The organism is Bacillus sp. LQ16 (assembly GCF_057784645.1).
Window position 1 is genome coordinate 4,824,678 of the sequence record NZ_CM173491.1, and the last position, 14,957, is coordinate 4,839,634.

Annotated in this window: 19 protein-coding genes; 9 read left to right on the forward strand and 10 right to left on the reverse strand. The window is 37.3% G+C overall.

Going from position 1 to position 14,957, the window contains the following annotated elements:
* Positions 1-229 precede the first annotated feature (229 nt).
* Positions 230-811: an NAD(P)H-dependent oxidoreductase gene (locus tag AC3EMB_RS24530; protein WP_340720279.1), complete on the forward strand. Its 582-nt coding sequence runs from the start codon at positions 230-232 to the stop codon at positions 809-811.
* 188 nt (positions 812-999) lie between these two features.
* Here the strand turns inward: AC3EMB_RS24530 and AC3EMB_RS24535 are convergent, their stop codons facing one another.
* The 3 genes from AC3EMB_RS24535 to AC3EMB_RS24545 all read right to left on the reverse strand — a co-directional run bounded on the left by AC3EMB_RS24535 (position 1,000) and on the right by AC3EMB_RS24545 (position 3,025).
* Positions 1,000-1,764, reverse strand: coding sequence for a TIGR01457 family HAD-type hydrolase (locus tag AC3EMB_RS24535; protein WP_000276470.1), 765 nt, complete (start codon positions 1,762-1,764; stop codon positions 1,000-1,002).
* Between the two features lie 107 nt (positions 1,765-1,871).
* Entirely contained in the window at positions 1,872-2,504 is a 633-nt protein-coding gene (locus AC3EMB_RS24540; protein WP_000503349.1) for a helix-turn-helix transcriptional regulator, read from the reverse strand.
* 80 nt (positions 2,505-2,584) lie between these two features.
* On the reverse strand, positions 2,585-3,025 hold the full coding sequence (locus tag AC3EMB_RS24545) for a DUF86 domain-containing protein (protein ID WP_423116929.1): 441 nt from the start codon (positions 3,023-3,025) through the stop codon (positions 2,585-2,587).
* Positions 3,026-3,172: 147 nt separating this feature from the next.
* Here AC3EMB_RS24545 and glpX point away from each other — a divergent pair, with 147 nt between their 5' ends.
* The 3 genes from glpX (at position 3,173) to AC3EMB_RS24560 (ending at position 5,298) form a co-directional block, all read left to right on the forward strand.
* A complete protein-coding gene (glpX, locus tag AC3EMB_RS24550) occupies positions 3,173-4,144 on the forward strand; it encodes a class II fructose-bisphosphatase (RefSeq protein WP_000439090.1) in 972 nt (323 codons plus the stop codon).
* A 16-nt stretch (positions 4,145-4,160) separates the two neighbouring features.
* Positions 4,161-4,427: a DUF3055 domain-containing protein gene (locus tag AC3EMB_RS24555; protein ID WP_000392611.1), complete on the forward strand. Its 267-nt coding sequence runs from the start codon at positions 4,161-4,163 to the stop codon at positions 4,425-4,427.
* Between the two features lie 373 nt (positions 4,428-4,800).
* Positions 4,801-5,298, forward strand: coding sequence for a hypothetical protein (locus tag AC3EMB_RS24560; RefSeq protein WP_001174588.1), 498 nt, complete (start codon positions 4,801-4,803; stop codon positions 5,296-5,298).
* A gap of 45 nt (positions 5,299-5,343) precedes the next feature.
* Here AC3EMB_RS24560 and AC3EMB_RS24565 read toward each other — a convergent pair whose 3' ends face one another.
* Entirely contained in the window at positions 5,344-5,655 is a 312-nt protein-coding gene (locus AC3EMB_RS24565) for a YutD family protein (RefSeq protein WP_000970508.1), read from the reverse strand.
* Between the two features lie 115 nt (positions 5,656-5,770).
* Between AC3EMB_RS24565 and AC3EMB_RS24570 the strand changes: the two genes are divergently transcribed.
* Complete coding sequence (locus AC3EMB_RS24570; RefSeq protein ID WP_016079842.1) at positions 5,771-6,349, forward strand: YhcN/YlaJ family sporulation lipoprotein; 579 nt, start codon at positions 5,771-5,773, stop codon at positions 6,347-6,349.
* Positions 6,350-6,383: 34 nt separating this feature from the next.
* Here the strand turns inward: AC3EMB_RS24570 and AC3EMB_RS24575 are convergent, their stop codons facing one another.
* On the reverse strand, positions 6,384-7,118 hold the full coding sequence (locus tag AC3EMB_RS24575; RefSeq protein WP_000178775.1) for a MerR family transcriptional regulator: 735 nt from the start codon (positions 7,116-7,118) through the stop codon (positions 6,384-6,386).
* A 100-nt stretch (positions 7,119-7,218) separates the two neighbouring features.
* Between AC3EMB_RS24575 and AC3EMB_RS24580 the strand changes: the two genes are divergently transcribed.
* On the forward strand, positions 7,219-8,034 hold the full coding sequence (locus tag AC3EMB_RS24580; RefSeq protein WP_016079840.1) for a YhfC family intramembrane metalloprotease: 816 nt from the start codon (positions 7,219-7,221) through the stop codon (positions 8,032-8,034).
* A 25-nt stretch (positions 8,035-8,059) separates the two neighbouring features.
* Here AC3EMB_RS24580 and AC3EMB_RS24585 read toward each other — a convergent pair whose 3' ends face one another.
* Positions 8,060-8,491: a hypothetical protein gene (locus AC3EMB_RS24585; protein WP_078401284.1), complete on the reverse strand. Its 432-nt coding sequence runs from the start codon at positions 8,489-8,491 to the stop codon at positions 8,060-8,062.
* 133 nt (positions 8,492-8,624) lie between these two features.
* Between AC3EMB_RS24585 and AC3EMB_RS24590 the strand changes: the two genes are divergently transcribed.
* On the forward strand, positions 8,625-9,179 hold the full coding sequence (locus AC3EMB_RS24590) for a histidine phosphatase family protein (protein ID WP_088022016.1): 555 nt from the start codon (positions 8,625-8,627) through the stop codon (positions 9,177-9,179).
* Between the two features lie 74 nt (positions 9,180-9,253).
* On the forward strand, positions 9,254-9,733 hold the full coding sequence (locus AC3EMB_RS24595; RefSeq protein WP_000272751.1) for a YbaK/EbsC family protein: 480 nt from the start codon (positions 9,254-9,256) through the stop codon (positions 9,731-9,733).
* A 20-nt stretch (positions 9,734-9,753) separates the two neighbouring features.
* Here the strand turns inward: AC3EMB_RS24595 and lipA are convergent, their stop codons facing one another.
* Positions 9,754-10,650 carry a lipoyl synthase gene (lipA, locus tag AC3EMB_RS24600; protein WP_000166367.1) on the reverse strand — a complete coding sequence of 299 codons (897 nt, stop codon included), beginning with the start codon at positions 10,648-10,650 and terminating at the stop codon, positions 9,754-9,756.
* A 189-nt stretch (positions 10,651-10,839) separates the two neighbouring features.
* Here lipA and AC3EMB_RS24605 point away from each other — a divergent pair, with 189 nt between their 5' ends.
* Positions 10,840-11,823, forward strand: a complete 984-nt coding sequence (locus tag AC3EMB_RS24605; RefSeq protein WP_000944681.1) for a M23 family metallopeptidase — start codon at positions 10,840-10,842, stop codon at positions 11,821-11,823.
* Between the two features lie 73 nt (positions 11,824-11,896).
* Here AC3EMB_RS24605 and yunB read toward each other — a convergent pair whose 3' ends face one another.
* The 3 genes from yunB to AC3EMB_RS24620 form a co-directional block, all read right to left on the reverse strand.
* Entirely contained in the window at positions 11,897-12,628 is a 732-nt protein-coding gene (yunB, locus tag AC3EMB_RS24610; RefSeq protein ID WP_089171937.1) for a sporulation protein YunB, read from the reverse strand.
* Between the two features lie 54 nt (positions 12,629-12,682).
* A complete protein-coding gene (locus AC3EMB_RS24615; RefSeq protein ID WP_000248467.1) occupies positions 12,683-12,985 on the reverse strand; it encodes a YunC family protein in 303 nt (100 codons plus the stop codon).
* A 65-nt stretch (positions 12,986-13,050) separates the two neighbouring features.
* Positions 13,051-14,466 (reverse strand): bifunctional metallophosphatase/5'-nucleotidase, encoded by a 1,416-nt coding sequence (locus tag AC3EMB_RS24620; RefSeq protein ID WP_206705040.1) that lies wholly within the window; start codon positions 14,464-14,466, stop codon positions 13,051-13,053.
* Positions 14,467-14,957: the final 491 nt, after the last annotated feature.

The window sequence follows — 14,957 nt, forward strand, 5'->3', positions numbered from 1 at the left end:
CAAGGAGGCTACATATATGGATAGTACTCTCGTATTTAACTTTGGCATTGGTATTGTTATCATTTTATTCGTCTTCTTTGTACTTTGTATGAGCGGGGTATAAAAAGGCGATTTTCGAGCGTCTTTTTATACATACATATGTATTACTTGACTTCTATAAAAGTAGTAACCATAATAGTTACAGATATATAAATAGCTATTCACATATCCACAAATAGGAGGAAGAACAATGAAACATGTAATCGTTTATGCACACCCAAATACAGAAAGCTTCAACCATGCGATTTTAGAAACGGTAAAACGTGAATTAGAAGAAAAAGGTCATGAATTACGCGTTCGCGATCTATACGAATTAAACTTCAATCCAGTATTAGGCGCTTCCGATTTCATCTCATTTTCTCAAGGAAATACACCAGAAGATATTAAAGAAGAGCAAGAGCATATCTCTTGGGCGGATAGCATTACATTTATTTATCCAGTGTGGTGGGCGGGACTTCCTGCTATTTTAAAAGGATACGTTGACCGTGTATTTAGCCACGGATTCGCTTATGCTTACGGTGAAAACGGTATTGAAAAGTTATTACGCGGTAAAAAAGGATTGTTATTATCTACAATGGGAAATACGAAAGAAGCATACACAGCAGGCGGCATGTTTGACGCAATGAAGAAAACAGCGGATGTTGGTATTTTTGAATTCACAGGTATTGAAACACTTGAGCATACATTCTATACAAGTGTCCCTTCTGTGGATAATGATGTGCGTAAACAATATCTTGAAGAAGTAAAAGACGTTGTGAATCGTGCATTCTAATAAAATTATATCAGCGATTTTTTTAATATATCAGCGCAACTCAGATTATATCAGCGATTTTCTAAATATATCGGCGTAACTCAGATTATATCGGCGATTTTTCAAATATATCGACTTACCGACAAAAATCGACACTAGTCACAACGAAATAAAAAAAGCTGTTCCAAAGTTTGGAACAGCTTTTTTCATTACATCTTCTCAATCCACTCCGTCAAGTTATGCACAACTTGCGTCGGTTGAACTTCGTATTCTGTTAACTTCTCCACAGTTGTGACTCCAGTGTGGACAAGAAGCGTATGCATACCAGCATTTACTCCTGCTAAAATGTCTGTATCATAGTTATCCCCAACCATTAATGCTTCATCTTTTCCTATACCAAGAACTTTTAAAGCTTGTTCCATAATGATTGATTCTGGTTTTCCGATAAAGATTGGATCCACACCTGTCGATACTGCTACAACCGATGTTAATGAACCGTTACCTGGTAATAACCCGCGCTCAGTTGGGATGGCAATGTCCCCATTTGTGGAAATAAACGTTGCGCCGTTACGCACAGCAAGACACGCTTTTGCTAACTTTTCATATGTGATGTCACGATCTAAACCAACAACAACGAAATCAGGATTTTCATCCACAAGTTCAAATCCTTTTTCCACAAGTGCATCGTGTAAGCCTTCTTCACCAATCATATATACAGTTGCATCTTGTTTACGTTCATAAATGAAGTTCGCAGTCGCCATACTCGTTGTGAATACTTGCTCTGCTTTCGCTGGAATATCGAAACGAACAAGTTTTTCTGCCACTTGTTCTGGTTTACGCGTTGAGTTATTCGTAACGAATAAATAAGGAATGCCGCGCTCTCCTAAAGCTTTTACGAAGTCGCTCGCTTCTTCAATTTGTTCTTCTCCGCGATACATCGTACCGTCTAAGTCAATTAAGTAACCTTTATACATCATTATGTCTCTCCTTCTATGCTAACGTTCTCACCTATCATACCACTCTTATATTACCCGCTTTTTCCAAAGAAAAAAACGCTTTACCTTAAAGCGCCCCATAACGTTCATTTTTTCTCTTTTATTTGGTAAGAACAACTACAATCGCCCTCGCACATGTTTGCTAGCGTTTTCACTTCTGCGTTCGTAAATAAACGATTATACATCTCTTTTTCATCTTCACATACTTGCGGGAATCTCTCTGCAATTTCTTTTAATGGACAGTTTTGTTTTTCAATTACGAAAGAGTTCTCTCCATCTCTCTTTATTTGAACCATATAACCATTTTTCTCTTGCATAGCTGCTATCTCTTGCACTTTATATGCTAAATTCTTTTGATTACTTACTCTCTTTTGCAACTGTTCTTCCATTCGCTTCGTTCTCTCTTTTAAAACGTAACGAAGTATTTTTTCATCGCCCATTCGAGCTAAATCTTCTAACATATCAATCGCAAATTGCTTATATTCTTTCGGGAATGTATCTTCTCCCTTTTCACTTAATCCATACAAATAAGTTGGTCTTCCGACATGTTGCCTTACCATCTTAGAATAAATGAGTCCGTCTTTCTCAAGATTACTTAAATGTCTTCTGATTGCCATTTCTGTAATCTCTAAAACATCAGCTAGTTCAGCTACTGTGTGCTCTCCCTTTACTTTCAACAATTGTACAATCTCGTCTTTCGTAGTACGTGCTTCCCCCATACTTCACCCTTCTCCCTTTTCTTTCTCACATACAATATAAGATCCCCAAAAGGCATTCTCTGGGGATCTTATAAGCATAATTATTCTGGTACAAATGCAGATACAGGTCCTAATTCCTTTTCTAAATAACTGCGAATATTTGCTGGGTATTTTTCTACCACTGCAATATGTTTTTGAATCGTCTTATATAATTCGTCATGATTCATTTGAATATAATCTTGCGTAAGCATCTTTCGAAGAAGGATAATTTCTTTCATCCCTTGTCCATCTTCTTCACTTATCACTCGCTCGTCCATTAAAATATCAATAATATCTTCATAGCTTCCTGGATCGCGCATAATAAATCCATCAATCATCGCATTTCCTACATCTAATACAGTATCAATAGTCAGATGGGCTATGCGCTCTAATGCGTAAAATTCAAACTCGGTTTCATATATCTTTTTCTCTTGAAATGTACTTGTTGCTCGTTCTAAACATACTAGCATTTGTTCTATTTTCTTTCTGTCTACAAAATACATGAATGTCACCTACCTGGAAATTAAAGCATTTACATTTTAATTGTAACGCTTTCTTCTGAAAAAATCGACAATTTTTCGAATTCACCTTTTCTCCGTTATTTGTTATAGTTATATTTGTATGATTTTTGAAATTGGAGGAATGGAATCTTGGAACGTGAACTCGCACTAGAAATTGTCCGTGTAACAGAAGCAGCAGCCTTAGCATCCGCACAGTGGATGGGCCGCGGAAAGAAAAATGAAGCAGATGATGCAGCAACTACAGCAATGCGTGATATGTTCGATTCAGTAAACATGGCAGGTACAGTTGTAATTGGTGAGGGAGAACTTGATGAAGCACCGATGTTGTATATTGGTGAAGAACTAGGAACAGGTAACGGTCCGGAAGTAGACATCGCCGTTGATCCATTAGAAGGTACAAACATCGTTGCAAAAGGTCTTGCAAATGCAATGGCAGTTATTGCAATCGCAGACAAAGGGAACCTTCTTCATGCTCCTGATATGTACATGGAAAAAATCGCGGTTGGTCCAAAAGCAGCTGGTAAAATTAGCTTAGATGATCCAATTGAAAAAACAATTGAAATTGTAGCAGAAGCTAACAATAAAAAGATTCGTGACCTAACGGTTATCGTTCAAGAACGTGAGCGTCATCAAGATATTATTGACCGTGTTCGTGCAAAAGGTGCACGCGTAAAATTATTTGGTGACGGTGATGTTGGTGCGTCAATCGCAACAGCACTACCTGGAACGGGTATCGACTTATTCGTAGGTATTGGCGGAGCTCCAGAAGGTGTTATTTCTGCAGCAGCATTAAAGTGCCTTGAAGGTGAAATGCAAGCTCGCTTAGTTCCAATGAACGAAGAAGAAGAAGCTCGTTGTCGTGAAATGGGATTAGAAGACCCTCGTCAACTTCTTATGTTAGATGACTTAGTATCTGGGGATGATGCAATCTTCTCAGCAACTGGTGTATCTGCTGGTGAGTTATTAGACGGTGTTAAATTCCTTGGCGGAGATTTAGCTGAAACATACTCTATCGTAATGCGTTACAAAACAAGAACAGTACGATTCATTAAAACACATCACCATTTAGATCATAAACCACACTTAAACTTAGATATTTAATAAAGGAGCCATGTGTATGGAAGAACGTTTCTTTCTGTACGACGACACTGTCGCTACAAAAACTCGTTTCGTTAGCTTTATGGGAGAAAATGAGCGTCACGATTTAGCGCTTTTATACTCCGATCGTCATTACGGTAAAACAATTGTACTTGATATGCAAAGTAATAAATTTGCAATTATCGGTGCTGACGATTTAAACGAACCAGGCTACTTAGAGCACGCATTTTCTATGACTGAAGAAATTGCAGAAGAATTACGCTCATTTTTATTTGAACTTATATAATTTATCGTATGCACCAGCTATTTTAGCTGGTGTTTTTTCGCCTTTATTATTCCGAATTTTCAGTATTATATGTTATAATGAAGAATAAATCTATTTGGATAGAAAGGACGTTATCTACGTATGCCAACATTTACTTTGTAATGGACCAGCAATTGGATAGCATTACTCTCAAAAAAGCACCACGCTTTTTCAAGGGAGTAGTCTGCCCATTCCCATTACAAAGGAACGTATTGCATCTGTAGTATGATGTTTACGGAGGTTCCTCTTTGGGGAACCTCCTTTTATTTTTGTCTTTTTCTCATGTCTTCATACTACAAGACATCCAAATAGCTGTATTACGTTTCTTTGCCACTACTATAAGAGGTGAAGGAAAATGCAGAAAGTACAACTTTCTTGGAGTTTATATGAAAATCAGCAACACACAATCGAAAAATATTGTAAAAATTGCGGACGTACTACCCTATTTACTGATACGAATATTCGTAGGCATAACGCCAATGGAAAAAACATATACCGCTTTGCCATTTATAAATGTTCGAAAGATCATACGTGGAATCAAAAACTGCGTATTTATAAATCATTTACTGATCACGTTGAAACGATCGATATGACTCAGCAAGATCAAACAGAAACAAGTACTACGATTTCTATTACGCAACATAAAGAAAGTGGCGTAGCTGAAATCACGATTGTATTAGATATCGTTTTCGGTTCCCACCGCATTGATAAAGCCTTATCCACATATATTTCCGACTGGAGCCGTACACGCATTGTGGATAAAATTAAAAATGGGGATATTCAATTAAATGGACAACAAATGAAACCAAATGCAATACTTTCTGAAGGCGATCATATCTCGATTTGTTTATAAGCGAGAATATGTAAAAAATCCTCTTACAATTGTAAGAGGATTTTTTTATTTCTTCACTTTTCGTAATACGAAGTGTGCACAACCGAAGTTACAGTACTCGTATAAATACTCCGTTAACGTACTAATTTTCGTATCATATGTCGCACGTTGGTTACTATCATCAAAGAATCCTCGCAGTCTAAGTTGCTCATATCCCCAGTCTCCAACGATATAATCATATTTATTTAAAATTTCTGCATAGCGCTCTTTAAATGCTTCTTCACTAAAACCGTCACGAAAGTTTTTAATTACTTCGTACTGAACATTATTAATGCTCACCGTAGCATGAATCTCTTGCTCTTGCTTTTGCTCCATCATTAACTTCCTCTCTAAGCATTCTTCTTTTTATCGTATCACAAAGCATAACAACCAACAATTTCAAATACAAAAAATTGCAAATTAGTACATGCTATGGAGAAGGAGGTGATACATCGTGAAAAAACAAATTTTACTTTCCCTTCTCACTCTTTCCTTATTTGCAGGCTGCCAAACAAATAATAAAGCCGAAATGGAGCGCGAAGAAGGAAGCCGTGTTCTTGTTTCCAATAAAAACGACATGTATCATACAGAAAATACAAATACAAGGCTCACAAGAGTCGGTTATTCATCTAAACAAAAACATGAAGTATCTAACAAACAAGTAGGGGCCATTAATCGCGAGAAGGTCGCTGAAATGATTACAAGCATGACAGTCAAACTTCCTGACGTTACAAACGCTGCTACACTCGTTACTGATGATGAAGTGTTCGTTGTATACCGTGCAAACACAACGGATCCGAAACTTGTAGCAGATCAAGTATATAAAACTGCTTTGTCCATCGTCCCTCGCTATTATAAAGCATATGTATCAACAGACCAAAAGTTGATTTCTCAAATTCAAGGGCTTCAATCTGGCGCATTAAATGATACAGAATATACACAAAGCCTCGATATGTTAAAACGAGAAATGAGTAAAAATCCTCATTTGAACAATACGGGAGATCAGACTTTGAATGATATGATTAAAAAGTAAAACAGGTGGAGAAAATCTCCACCTGTTTTACTTTTTATTTTTTATTACGATCCGCATAAACCTCCATCGCATCACACATAAACTGCGCTAACCCCTCACCAAACTTATCGATATTTTTCGTGAAGCGCTCATCAGCGACGTACATTTGACCGAGTCCTTTAAAAGCATCTAACGAATATTCACCGAAGTTTTGCAAGTAATCGTACCATACTTTAATAGCTGCCTGCGCCTCTTTAGAATCTGGTGCATCGTGTCTAAGCGTTGCTAAATTTCTATAAATAGCATTAAACTCCTCTTGGTTCTCTTTTGACATACCTTTTGCATATTCATTCGCTTTATCTACAGCTGCATCTCCCCATTTTTCACGTGCTTCTTCTTCATATGGGTTATGGCTGAAATCGAATCCTTCAAATTTCTCTTTATTCGTCATTTCAATCTCTCCTTTTGTATGCTGAATTGTTTTATCAATCGTCGCAATCACCTTATCTAATCTGGCACGCTTTTCAAGAAGCATCTTCTTATGAAGCTGTAGTGCCTCTTCGCGATCAAATGATGGACTCATGATAATCTCTTTAATTTTCTTCAAAGGGAAGCCAAGCTCTTTAAAAAACAAAATTTGCTGCAATGTCTCTAAATTTTCATTGGAATACAGACGATATCCAGACTCTGTCGTCTCATCTGGGGTTAACAACCCAATTTCATCGTAATGATGCAGTGTGCGCACACTAATTCCAACTAAATCAGCTACTTCTTTTACTCTCATTGTCATTTGTATCTCCCCCTTAGTACATACGATAAAGTATGACGCAACGTTAGAGTCAATAAGTAAATTCATTTTCTTTCTAAAAGTTTCATCTCTCCCCTATTTCATGCATAATAGATATGTACATATATTAGAAAGCGGTGAAAGTATGGTTTCAAATACTGTAATTGCCAGCATCATTTTTCAACTCATTGTCTCGATTCTGGTCCCAATTATCGTACTCGTTTATTTCCGTAAAAAATATAATATTAATTGGAAAGTGGTCGGCGTTGGTGTTCTTATCTTTATCGGATTCACCCAAATTCTTGAAACACCATTCCACCTATTTATGCGCGGTAATCCAACAATCGCTCCATTTTTAGAAAATCCGTTTGTCTTCGCAATTTATGGCGGATTGACTGCTGGTATTTTTGAAGAATTAGGACGCTTCGTTGCCTTCTTCTTCTTACTAAAAAAATATCTAGAATATAAAGATGGCTTCGCTTATGGAATTGGTCACGGCGGAATTGAATCTATTTTAATTGGCGGTTTTTCTGCATTACAAGCATTAATTTTTGCTAATTCTATTAACGATGGTAGCTTCGCTCGACTGATTGAACAAAAACCCGAGCTCAGCATTTTACAGGACATGCTAATTCAGCAACCTGCCTACTTATACTTCCTTGGTAGCTTAGAAAGAATTATGGCACTCGTGCTTCAAATCGCCTTTACAATGCTTGTTTTATACGCAGTAAAACAGAAGAAATACATCTTCCTAGTATACGCTATACTATTCCACGCATTTGTAGACTTTTTCGCGGCACTTTACCAAACAAAAACAATCAACATCTTCGTTGCCGAAGGAATTACACTTCTGTGTACAATTGGCGCTGTCGTTCTTATTCGCAAAATGAAAGAGAAATTAATGAGTGTACCGGAGTAAAAAATAAACCACCAAAATTGGTGGTTTATTTTTTATATGGATGATAACTTTTGCCCTCTTGCAGCTCCCTCTTTGTTTCTGCATCTATAACGATGTACTTATGAAACGCTTCTACTTCATTTTGAGTAAAAGAAGCGAAAAAATAAACTTGGCGATCAGGGTGAACAAAAAAATCTTGAAGCACCACTCTACTTCGACAACCGACAGCTGTTTTTTGTAGGAAAGAAAATTCTTCATCAGGCACTTCTTTAAATAAGATTTTTTTCCGAACACTATATGCTGCATTTTTGTATTCTTTATAGATCTTCTTATCTAACTGTTTATAAAAAGCATCCTCACTCACAAATGACTTATTTTGATTGCTTGGATAATTTAGTTTTCGGTTGGATTCTGCATATGTTGTGGACAATTGCGCAAGAAAACAAATAATGAATACGATACATATCATTTTTTTCATCATTGCACCTCAATTTTTTATTATCCACATTACTTTTCCACATATTTAAATCCATATGCTGTTTCCAATAAAAAGGAATTATTTCCACATTTGTCGAAGTATATAGCGTCAACTTGAAAGATGGGGATGAATTATGAAGAAAATTATTTTAATACGACATTGTTCAGCAACTGGGCAAGAATGTGATGCTGAATTAACGACCGATGGAAAAGACCAAGCAAATACCCTTGCTACATTCCTCTTAGAAAATACTCTACAAATCGATCATATTATTTCAAGCCCATTTGTCCGAGCTATCGATTCCATTCGGCCCTATGCGCTCCAAGCTAACTTATCTATCCAAGAAGATGAACGATTAACTGAACGCATATTGAGCAACGTTCCAATGGATGATTGGATGCAAAAACTAGAATCCACTTTTACGAACATAGATATTGCCTTCTTAGGCGGAGAGTCCACAAAACAAGCAACAGACCGTGCCATATCGCTTATTCAAGACGTTTTACAATTAAACCATACGACAACACTACTTGTTACACATGGCAATTTACTTACACTCATTTTAAAGCATTTTGATCATACGATTGGTTTTAATGAATGGAGAAATTTAACGAATCCTGATATTTACGAAATTACAATCGACGAACAATGTATCATAACACGCTTATGGGAAGCATCGTCCAAGTAATATCCCTTTCCAAAACATTCAGTTGACGCCACGAGAAGAGACTGTTCTAACAATAGAAAGGGGTATTATTTCATATGTACGAAGACGTACTTGCTCTACTACATAAAACAAATGTTTCTTATGAAAAGTTCGAACACGAACCGGTACTCGATTATGAGACAGATCGGATTGTACGTGAAAGACTTGGCTTACAAGGTACTCCAAGTAAAAGCTTATTTTTAAAATCAACATCTGGAAATTTTTATGTGTTTTTTACGTTAGAAGGAAATCGGCTTAATCGCGGAGAGATGAAAGAAATAACGGGAGAACGCTTATCGCTCTGTTCTCCTGATGAACTAAGAATGGAAACTGGCTGTACTCCAGGATGTGTAGCTCCTTTTGGTTATTCACAAGAAGTAACAATTATTGTGGACAGTTCCGTTTATACGTACGATAAAATTTTAATTACACCTGGTGTACCTGAATTTACAATTGAATTATCCACAGAAGAATTAAAAAAGATTTTATTAACATGTACAAATACCGTTTTAGAGTACAAACAAAAAGAGAGCTGATCGTTAGCTCTCTTTTTTCATTATTTAGCTTCTGCTGTTTTTTCTTTTGCAGAACGTACTTGCTCGTCCGCATGGTAAGAAGAACGCACAAGTGGGCCAGCTTCACAGTGGCTAAATCCTTTGCTAAGTGCAATTTCTTTAAGCTCTGCAAATTCTGCTGGTGGATAATATTTAATAACTGGTAAATGCTTCTTAGATGGTTGTAGATATTGTCCAAGAGTTAAAATATCCACATTGTTTGCACGTAAGTCATCCATTGCTTCAATTAAATCTTCTCTTGTTTCACCTAAGCCGACCATAATGCTCGATTTAGTTGGAATATCAGGCTGCATTTCTTTTGCTCGACGTAAAAACTCTAATGAACGGTCATACTTTGCTCTAGCGCGAACTCGGTTAGATAATCGACGTACTGTTTCAATGTTATGGTTTAAAATATCTGGTTTTGCATCCATTAACATTTTTAAGTTTTCTTCTACCCCAGCCATATCAGATGGTAATACTTCGATAGACGTGAATGGGTTTTTACGACGTACTGCTCGTACTGTTTCAGCAAAAACAGCTGCTCCGCCGTCCTTTAAATCATCACGTGCAACCGCTGTTATAACAACGTGCTTTAAGCCCATTTGTACTACTGAATCTGCTACGCGTTCTGGTTCTTGTAAATCAAGCTCAGTTGGTAAGCCTGTTTTAACCGCACAAAAACGACAAGCACGTGTACAAACCGCACCTAAAATCATAAATGTTGCTGTTTTTCTTACAGCCCAGCATTCATGAATATTCGGACATTTTGCCTCTTCACAAACGGTATGAAGATTCTTAGAACGCATCATTTTCTTTAAGCCTGTATAGTTTTCATTCGTGTTTAACTTAATTTTCAACCATTCGGGCTTGCGCTTATATTCTGTTTGTTTTGTCATGGTTATCAACTCCGCACAATATGAAATAGTTTACCGTGTTCGCTTCTTTCAATGTAACATATCTATTCTAACGTATGAAAGCGATTTGCTCAAATGAAGATTCTAAGATTTTTTCCAATCGTTCCCTATAATGAAATACTCCGTATATCCCACACTAAAAAGAGTGATGTTGTGAAAGGAGTCTATTTCATGCTTCGAAAAATTTCTCTTTTGCTTTCTATTTGTTTTCTTCTCCACCAAAACATCGCTTACGGTGAAGATAATCAGCAAAGCATATACGAAAAGCGCATGGCACTATATAAAGAAACCGAGCAGTCTTCAGGCATTCCATGGTATTACTTAGCTGCAATGGATCAATATGAAAGAAATATACGGAGCGTAAGAAAAGATATTCCAAAAAAACCAGATGCCATCATTTCCCTTTATTTCAAACCAGAAATATGGGCTGGACCTGTTAATAGTAACGATACTCTCCCCCATACAATTTCTCTATTTGGCGGAATAGGTTTAGATGGTGACAAAGATGGATTTGCAAATGCAAATAGCGACCGTGATCTTCTGCATACCGCAGCGACTATTTTAAGGAAACAAGGAACGTCAGAAGACCGTATTAAAATTATGCTTTGGGAATATTATAGACGTGCAAAAACAGTTGATTTAATTAGCGAGTACGCCCAAATTTATAAACATTATGGACGTATTAATTTAGAAGGAAATGCTTTTCCTCTTCCGATTCGTAGTGACCATAGCTACCGTAGTACTTTCGGCGCTGGAAGAAGTTTTGGCGGAAGACGAATTCATGAAGGAACCGATATTTTCGCCGGATATGGCGTGCCAGTAAGATCGACTTGCTATGGCATTATTGAAACAAAAGGCTGGAACCGCCTTGGTGGATGGCGCATTGGTATTCGTGACCTTCATAACAATTACCATTATTACGCTCATTTAGGCGGGTTCTCAAAAGAAATACAGCTTGGACAAATTGTTGAGCCAGGAAAAGTAATTGGATTTGTTGGTAGCACTGGTTATGGACCTCCTGGTACAGCCGGAAAATTCCCACCCCACTTACATTTTGGCATATATAAAGACAATGGCTATACAGAATGGGCCTTCGATCCATACATGCATTTAAGCCTTTGGGAACGCAAAGAACGAGCAAATACAAAAAGATAACCGTAGCTGCATTGCTACGGTTATTTTTTATCCAGTAACAGCCCGGCTCAGCCGAGTTTCACTTTATATGCAACTAACTATCTGTTTTCTTTTTATCAGGTACAGCAACACTTCCGCTTCCATAATACGTAGGCACTTCCCCTTGAACGATACGCGTCGCAATCGGAACATTTTGTTTCACAGTTATCTCTTTCGTATGAAATGGAATAATTACTTGCAATGTTACTTCCATTTCCATAACAATTTGAATCGCTGTAGTATTAATTCCATGCGGCTCAATTTTTTGTTTAATATCTGTATTCACATGCCCAATTGGCGTGAACTGAATCGGAATATCTGGTCCTATATTACCAAGAAGTGCATTATCAGTTACACGTCCAAAAGGAACTGCCATAGTCGCCCCGTTTTTTTCAGAAATACCTAGCTCCTTCAACTTTCCTTGTTCTACTTGTTGCAAATATTTTTCTATGTACGTGGTCGTTGACGTTACGATTTCATTTACTTGCTTCGTATTTAAATTAATTGTGGATACTTTTCCGTTTTTATCATTCTGTACTTTCATTAATGAATCGACATCGAACCCTTCATTAATTCTATCCTTTACCGCCTTCGTCATAATTGCTGTCGCCATTTTATGTGTCTCTACTTCCCCATATTTAATTAAGGTCGGCTGAATACTATTATTCACAATCCACAACCCTTGCGTAAGTAATATAACAAAAAGAATAAACGACATAAGCAGTATATACCGAAAGGCAATAGGTCCCCTTCGAAACCGCGAGTTTTTCGAGCGAAATATACTCATAAAAAAACCTCCTTCTTATATCATTTCTATGCAAGAAGGAGGGACGATATATGCTTATCTCATTTTTAATAATGCTTCTTTTCCAATCGTTCCTACTGGAATGCCTAACGCTTCAGCTCCAGTCGTTACCGATTCTAGTGGCGCTTCAAGAAGTTGTTCAATCGTTCTTACACCAACCGCACGGCCAGCAATAATTCCTCGATCACCTAATTTCTCATTTAAAAGACCTACATCTAATGCACCACACATAATATATCCTTTATCGCTCATTACAGCTAGCAAATTCGTCTTTGGAAGTTTCACGCTAACCGCAATAAACGTATAATTATCAATTATAATTGGCTCCACATTAACCATAGTTCACACTCCTCTCTTTCTTATCTGTATGACAAGAGAAAAATGAGTGTTACAAGTTAACTAGCCTATAGTTTAACGGAAGTTGTATGAGTTATTAACATATCCGTTAACACATCTCTAAGTAGTTCTGGCATATAATATTGTTTGCCAGAAAGTGTGGATAGCTCTGGGTATAAGTATCCAAACGTAAACATATCGATTGTTCCTACCGTATATATACGGTCTAACTCCAGCGATTCGCCGTTAATCAATACATCTTCTAATAAAATTTTATTGCCAGGAATCGTATCTGGAATGACTTCTACACCAGCGTAAATCATTTTCCCCATCACTTTCCCCCGAAATCCGAATCCTTTCACCTCAAGATTCTCCATGTTCGGTTTACGTGCTTTCAAAATAACTTCTCTTAATATCTTTCCTGGAACTTTCAAAGCACACGGATTAATTGGATGTGGACAAATTCTGTGAATATCTCCGCGCGTTACAACACCCTCTTCTAGCCCTTCAAGAAGTACACCGGCGTTCACCATGCCAATCTCTGCATCGCACCATGTTTTCAGCGCACTTGCTAACATATGAGAAAACGGCGTCTCCTGAAACCAATCAACCGGTAATGACTCTTTTAAATGAACGACAGGCTCTGCCATTATATGATTACTTTCTTCCTGCAGTATTTCAATTGTGGATAACGGCTCGCTATAAGCACCTAACCGTTCCGTCTTAATCGCTCTACCGTCTTTTTTCAACAGCTTCTTCGTCTCTTTATCCACAGTAAGCTGAACGTGGCCAACGTAACGTCCCCACTTTTCACAACAGCAAAGTAAAGTATTGTTCAGTAGAACACCACGCTCAAATAAATGATGCGTATGTGCACCTAAAATAACATCTATATCATAATGCTCTGCCATATACTCATCCATACTTTTTCCAAGGTGAGATAGGACAACGGTAATATGTGCCTCATCTTTCACTTCTTCTAAAATAGACTCTAAATGGATAAGCGGATCTTCAATATGCCAATCAAGCATATGATAAAACTCTGGATAAGCTACCGTTAATCCGATAAAAGCAATGATAATCCCATCTGTCGTCGTATGTAATTTATAAGGTTTCGCCCACGCTGGACGTACCCCTTCTTTTTCAAATAAATTTGCGACAAGCACCTCAAATCCAGCATCATCATATAGACGATTCAAATGCTCCTTCGCTAACGTAATGCCTTCATTATTTCCGATCGTTACATAATCATATAACGCCTCATTTAAAAGCTTCGTATTCCCAAGGCCATTTGTCGCTTCCGAAATACTATGAAAACGATCCACATGATCACCGATATCAACCGTCAAAACAGTCTCTCCCGCTTCCTGTCTTCGCTTTTTCTCCCCTAGAACAAACCGAGAAATTTGCGGCCAATTTTCAAAATGACTATGTATATCGTTTGTATGATAAAGGTGGATGATTGTTTCTTTATTTGTATTCAGAGAAAAAACCTCCTCTCAGTTCCTTACTGCCATTTACGCTATGCGCACACAATAATCCTGTAAATACTTTTCGTCTTTTCTTGCTATTTTACATTGTACTCGCATTGTGAGAAAAAGCAAAAGATTGTCCTTTTCATATGAGAAACTTTTGCTAATGCAGGAAAGAATTCCAGATAGTGGAGGGAGGGGTGGATTTGTCAAAAAGTTTAATAGAGAATTCAGTGGGTGGTTGTTCAAGTGGATTTGTCAGTATCTTTGTCTTAAACCTAGTCGTTCTCTGTTCTTATAAAATGTTTGGGGTATGTGAGGATTTTCTTTTGTCTTATCTTGTCGACAAATCGATATTCCTTGTCGAAACGTTGATATATTGAAATAATCGTTGATATATTCCCGTTTATGATCGATATATTTGAAAAATCGTTGATATATTTAGCTGAACACCCACTCGGGTATCCTCTCCCAAGCCACGACAAATCCGCAAAACAAAAAAG

What these genes read in the sequence shown, in the direction of transcription:
- AC3EMB_RS24605 (WP_000944681.1), top strand. Translation starts at nt 10,840, where the DNA reads ATGCTTCGAAAAATTTCTCTTTTGCTTTCTATTTGTTTTCTTCTCCAC.
- yunB (WP_089171937.1), bottom strand. Translation starts at nt 12,628, where the DNA reads ATGAGTATATTTCGCTCGAAAAACTCGCGGTTTCGAAGGGGACCTATT.
- AC3EMB_RS24590 (WP_088022016.1), top strand. Translation starts at nt 8,625, where the DNA reads ATGAAGAAAATTATTTTAATACGACATTGTTCAGCAACTGGGCAAGAA.
- AC3EMB_RS24575 (WP_000178775.1), bottom strand. Translation starts at nt 7,118, where the DNA reads ATGACAATGAGAGTAAAAGAAGTAGCTGATTTAGTTGGAATTAGTGTG.
- AC3EMB_RS24530 (WP_340720279.1), top strand. Translation starts at nt 230, where the DNA reads ATGAAACATGTAATCGTTTATGCACACCCAAATACAGAAAGCTTCAAC.
- AC3EMB_RS24565 (WP_000970508.1), bottom strand. Translation starts at nt 5,655, where the DNA reads ATGATGGAGCAAAAGCAAGAGCAAGAGATTCATGCTACGGTGAGCATT.
- AC3EMB_RS24560 (WP_001174588.1), top strand. Translation starts at nt 4,801, where the DNA reads ATGCAGAAAGTACAACTTTCTTGGAGTTTATATGAAAATCAGCAACAC.
- AC3EMB_RS24595 (WP_000272751.1), top strand. Translation starts at nt 9,254, where the DNA reads ATGTACGAAGACGTACTTGCTCTACTACATAAAACAAATGTTTCTTAT.
- lipA (WP_000166367.1), bottom strand. Translation starts at nt 10,650, where the DNA reads ATGACAAAACAAACAGAATATAAGCGCAAGCCCGAATGGTTGAAAATT.
- AC3EMB_RS24545 (WP_423116929.1), bottom strand. Translation starts at nt 3,025, where the DNA reads ATGTATTTTGTAGACAGAAAGAAAATAGAACAAATGCTAGTATGTTTA.
- AC3EMB_RS24615 (WP_000248467.1), bottom strand. Translation starts at nt 12,985, where the DNA reads ATGGTTAATGTGGAGCCAATTATAATTGATAATTATACGTTTATTGCG.
- AC3EMB_RS24535 (WP_000276470.1), bottom strand. Translation starts at nt 1,764, where the DNA reads ATGTATAAAGGTTACTTAATTGACTTAGACGGTACGATGTATCGCGGA.
- AC3EMB_RS24580 (WP_016079840.1), top strand. Translation starts at nt 7,219, where the DNA reads ATGCATAATAGATATGTACATATATTAGAAAGCGGTGAAAGTATGGTT.
- AC3EMB_RS24555 (WP_000392611.1), top strand. Translation starts at nt 4,161, where the DNA reads ATGGAAGAACGTTTCTTTCTGTACGACGACACTGTCGCTACAAAAACT.
- AC3EMB_RS24540 (WP_000503349.1), bottom strand. Translation starts at nt 2,504, where the DNA reads ATGGGGGAAGCACGTACTACGAAAGACGAGATTGTACAATTGTTGAAA.
- AC3EMB_RS24585 (WP_078401284.1), bottom strand. Translation starts at nt 8,491, where the DNA reads ATGAAAAAAATGATATGTATCGTATTCATTATTTGTTTTCTTGCGCAA.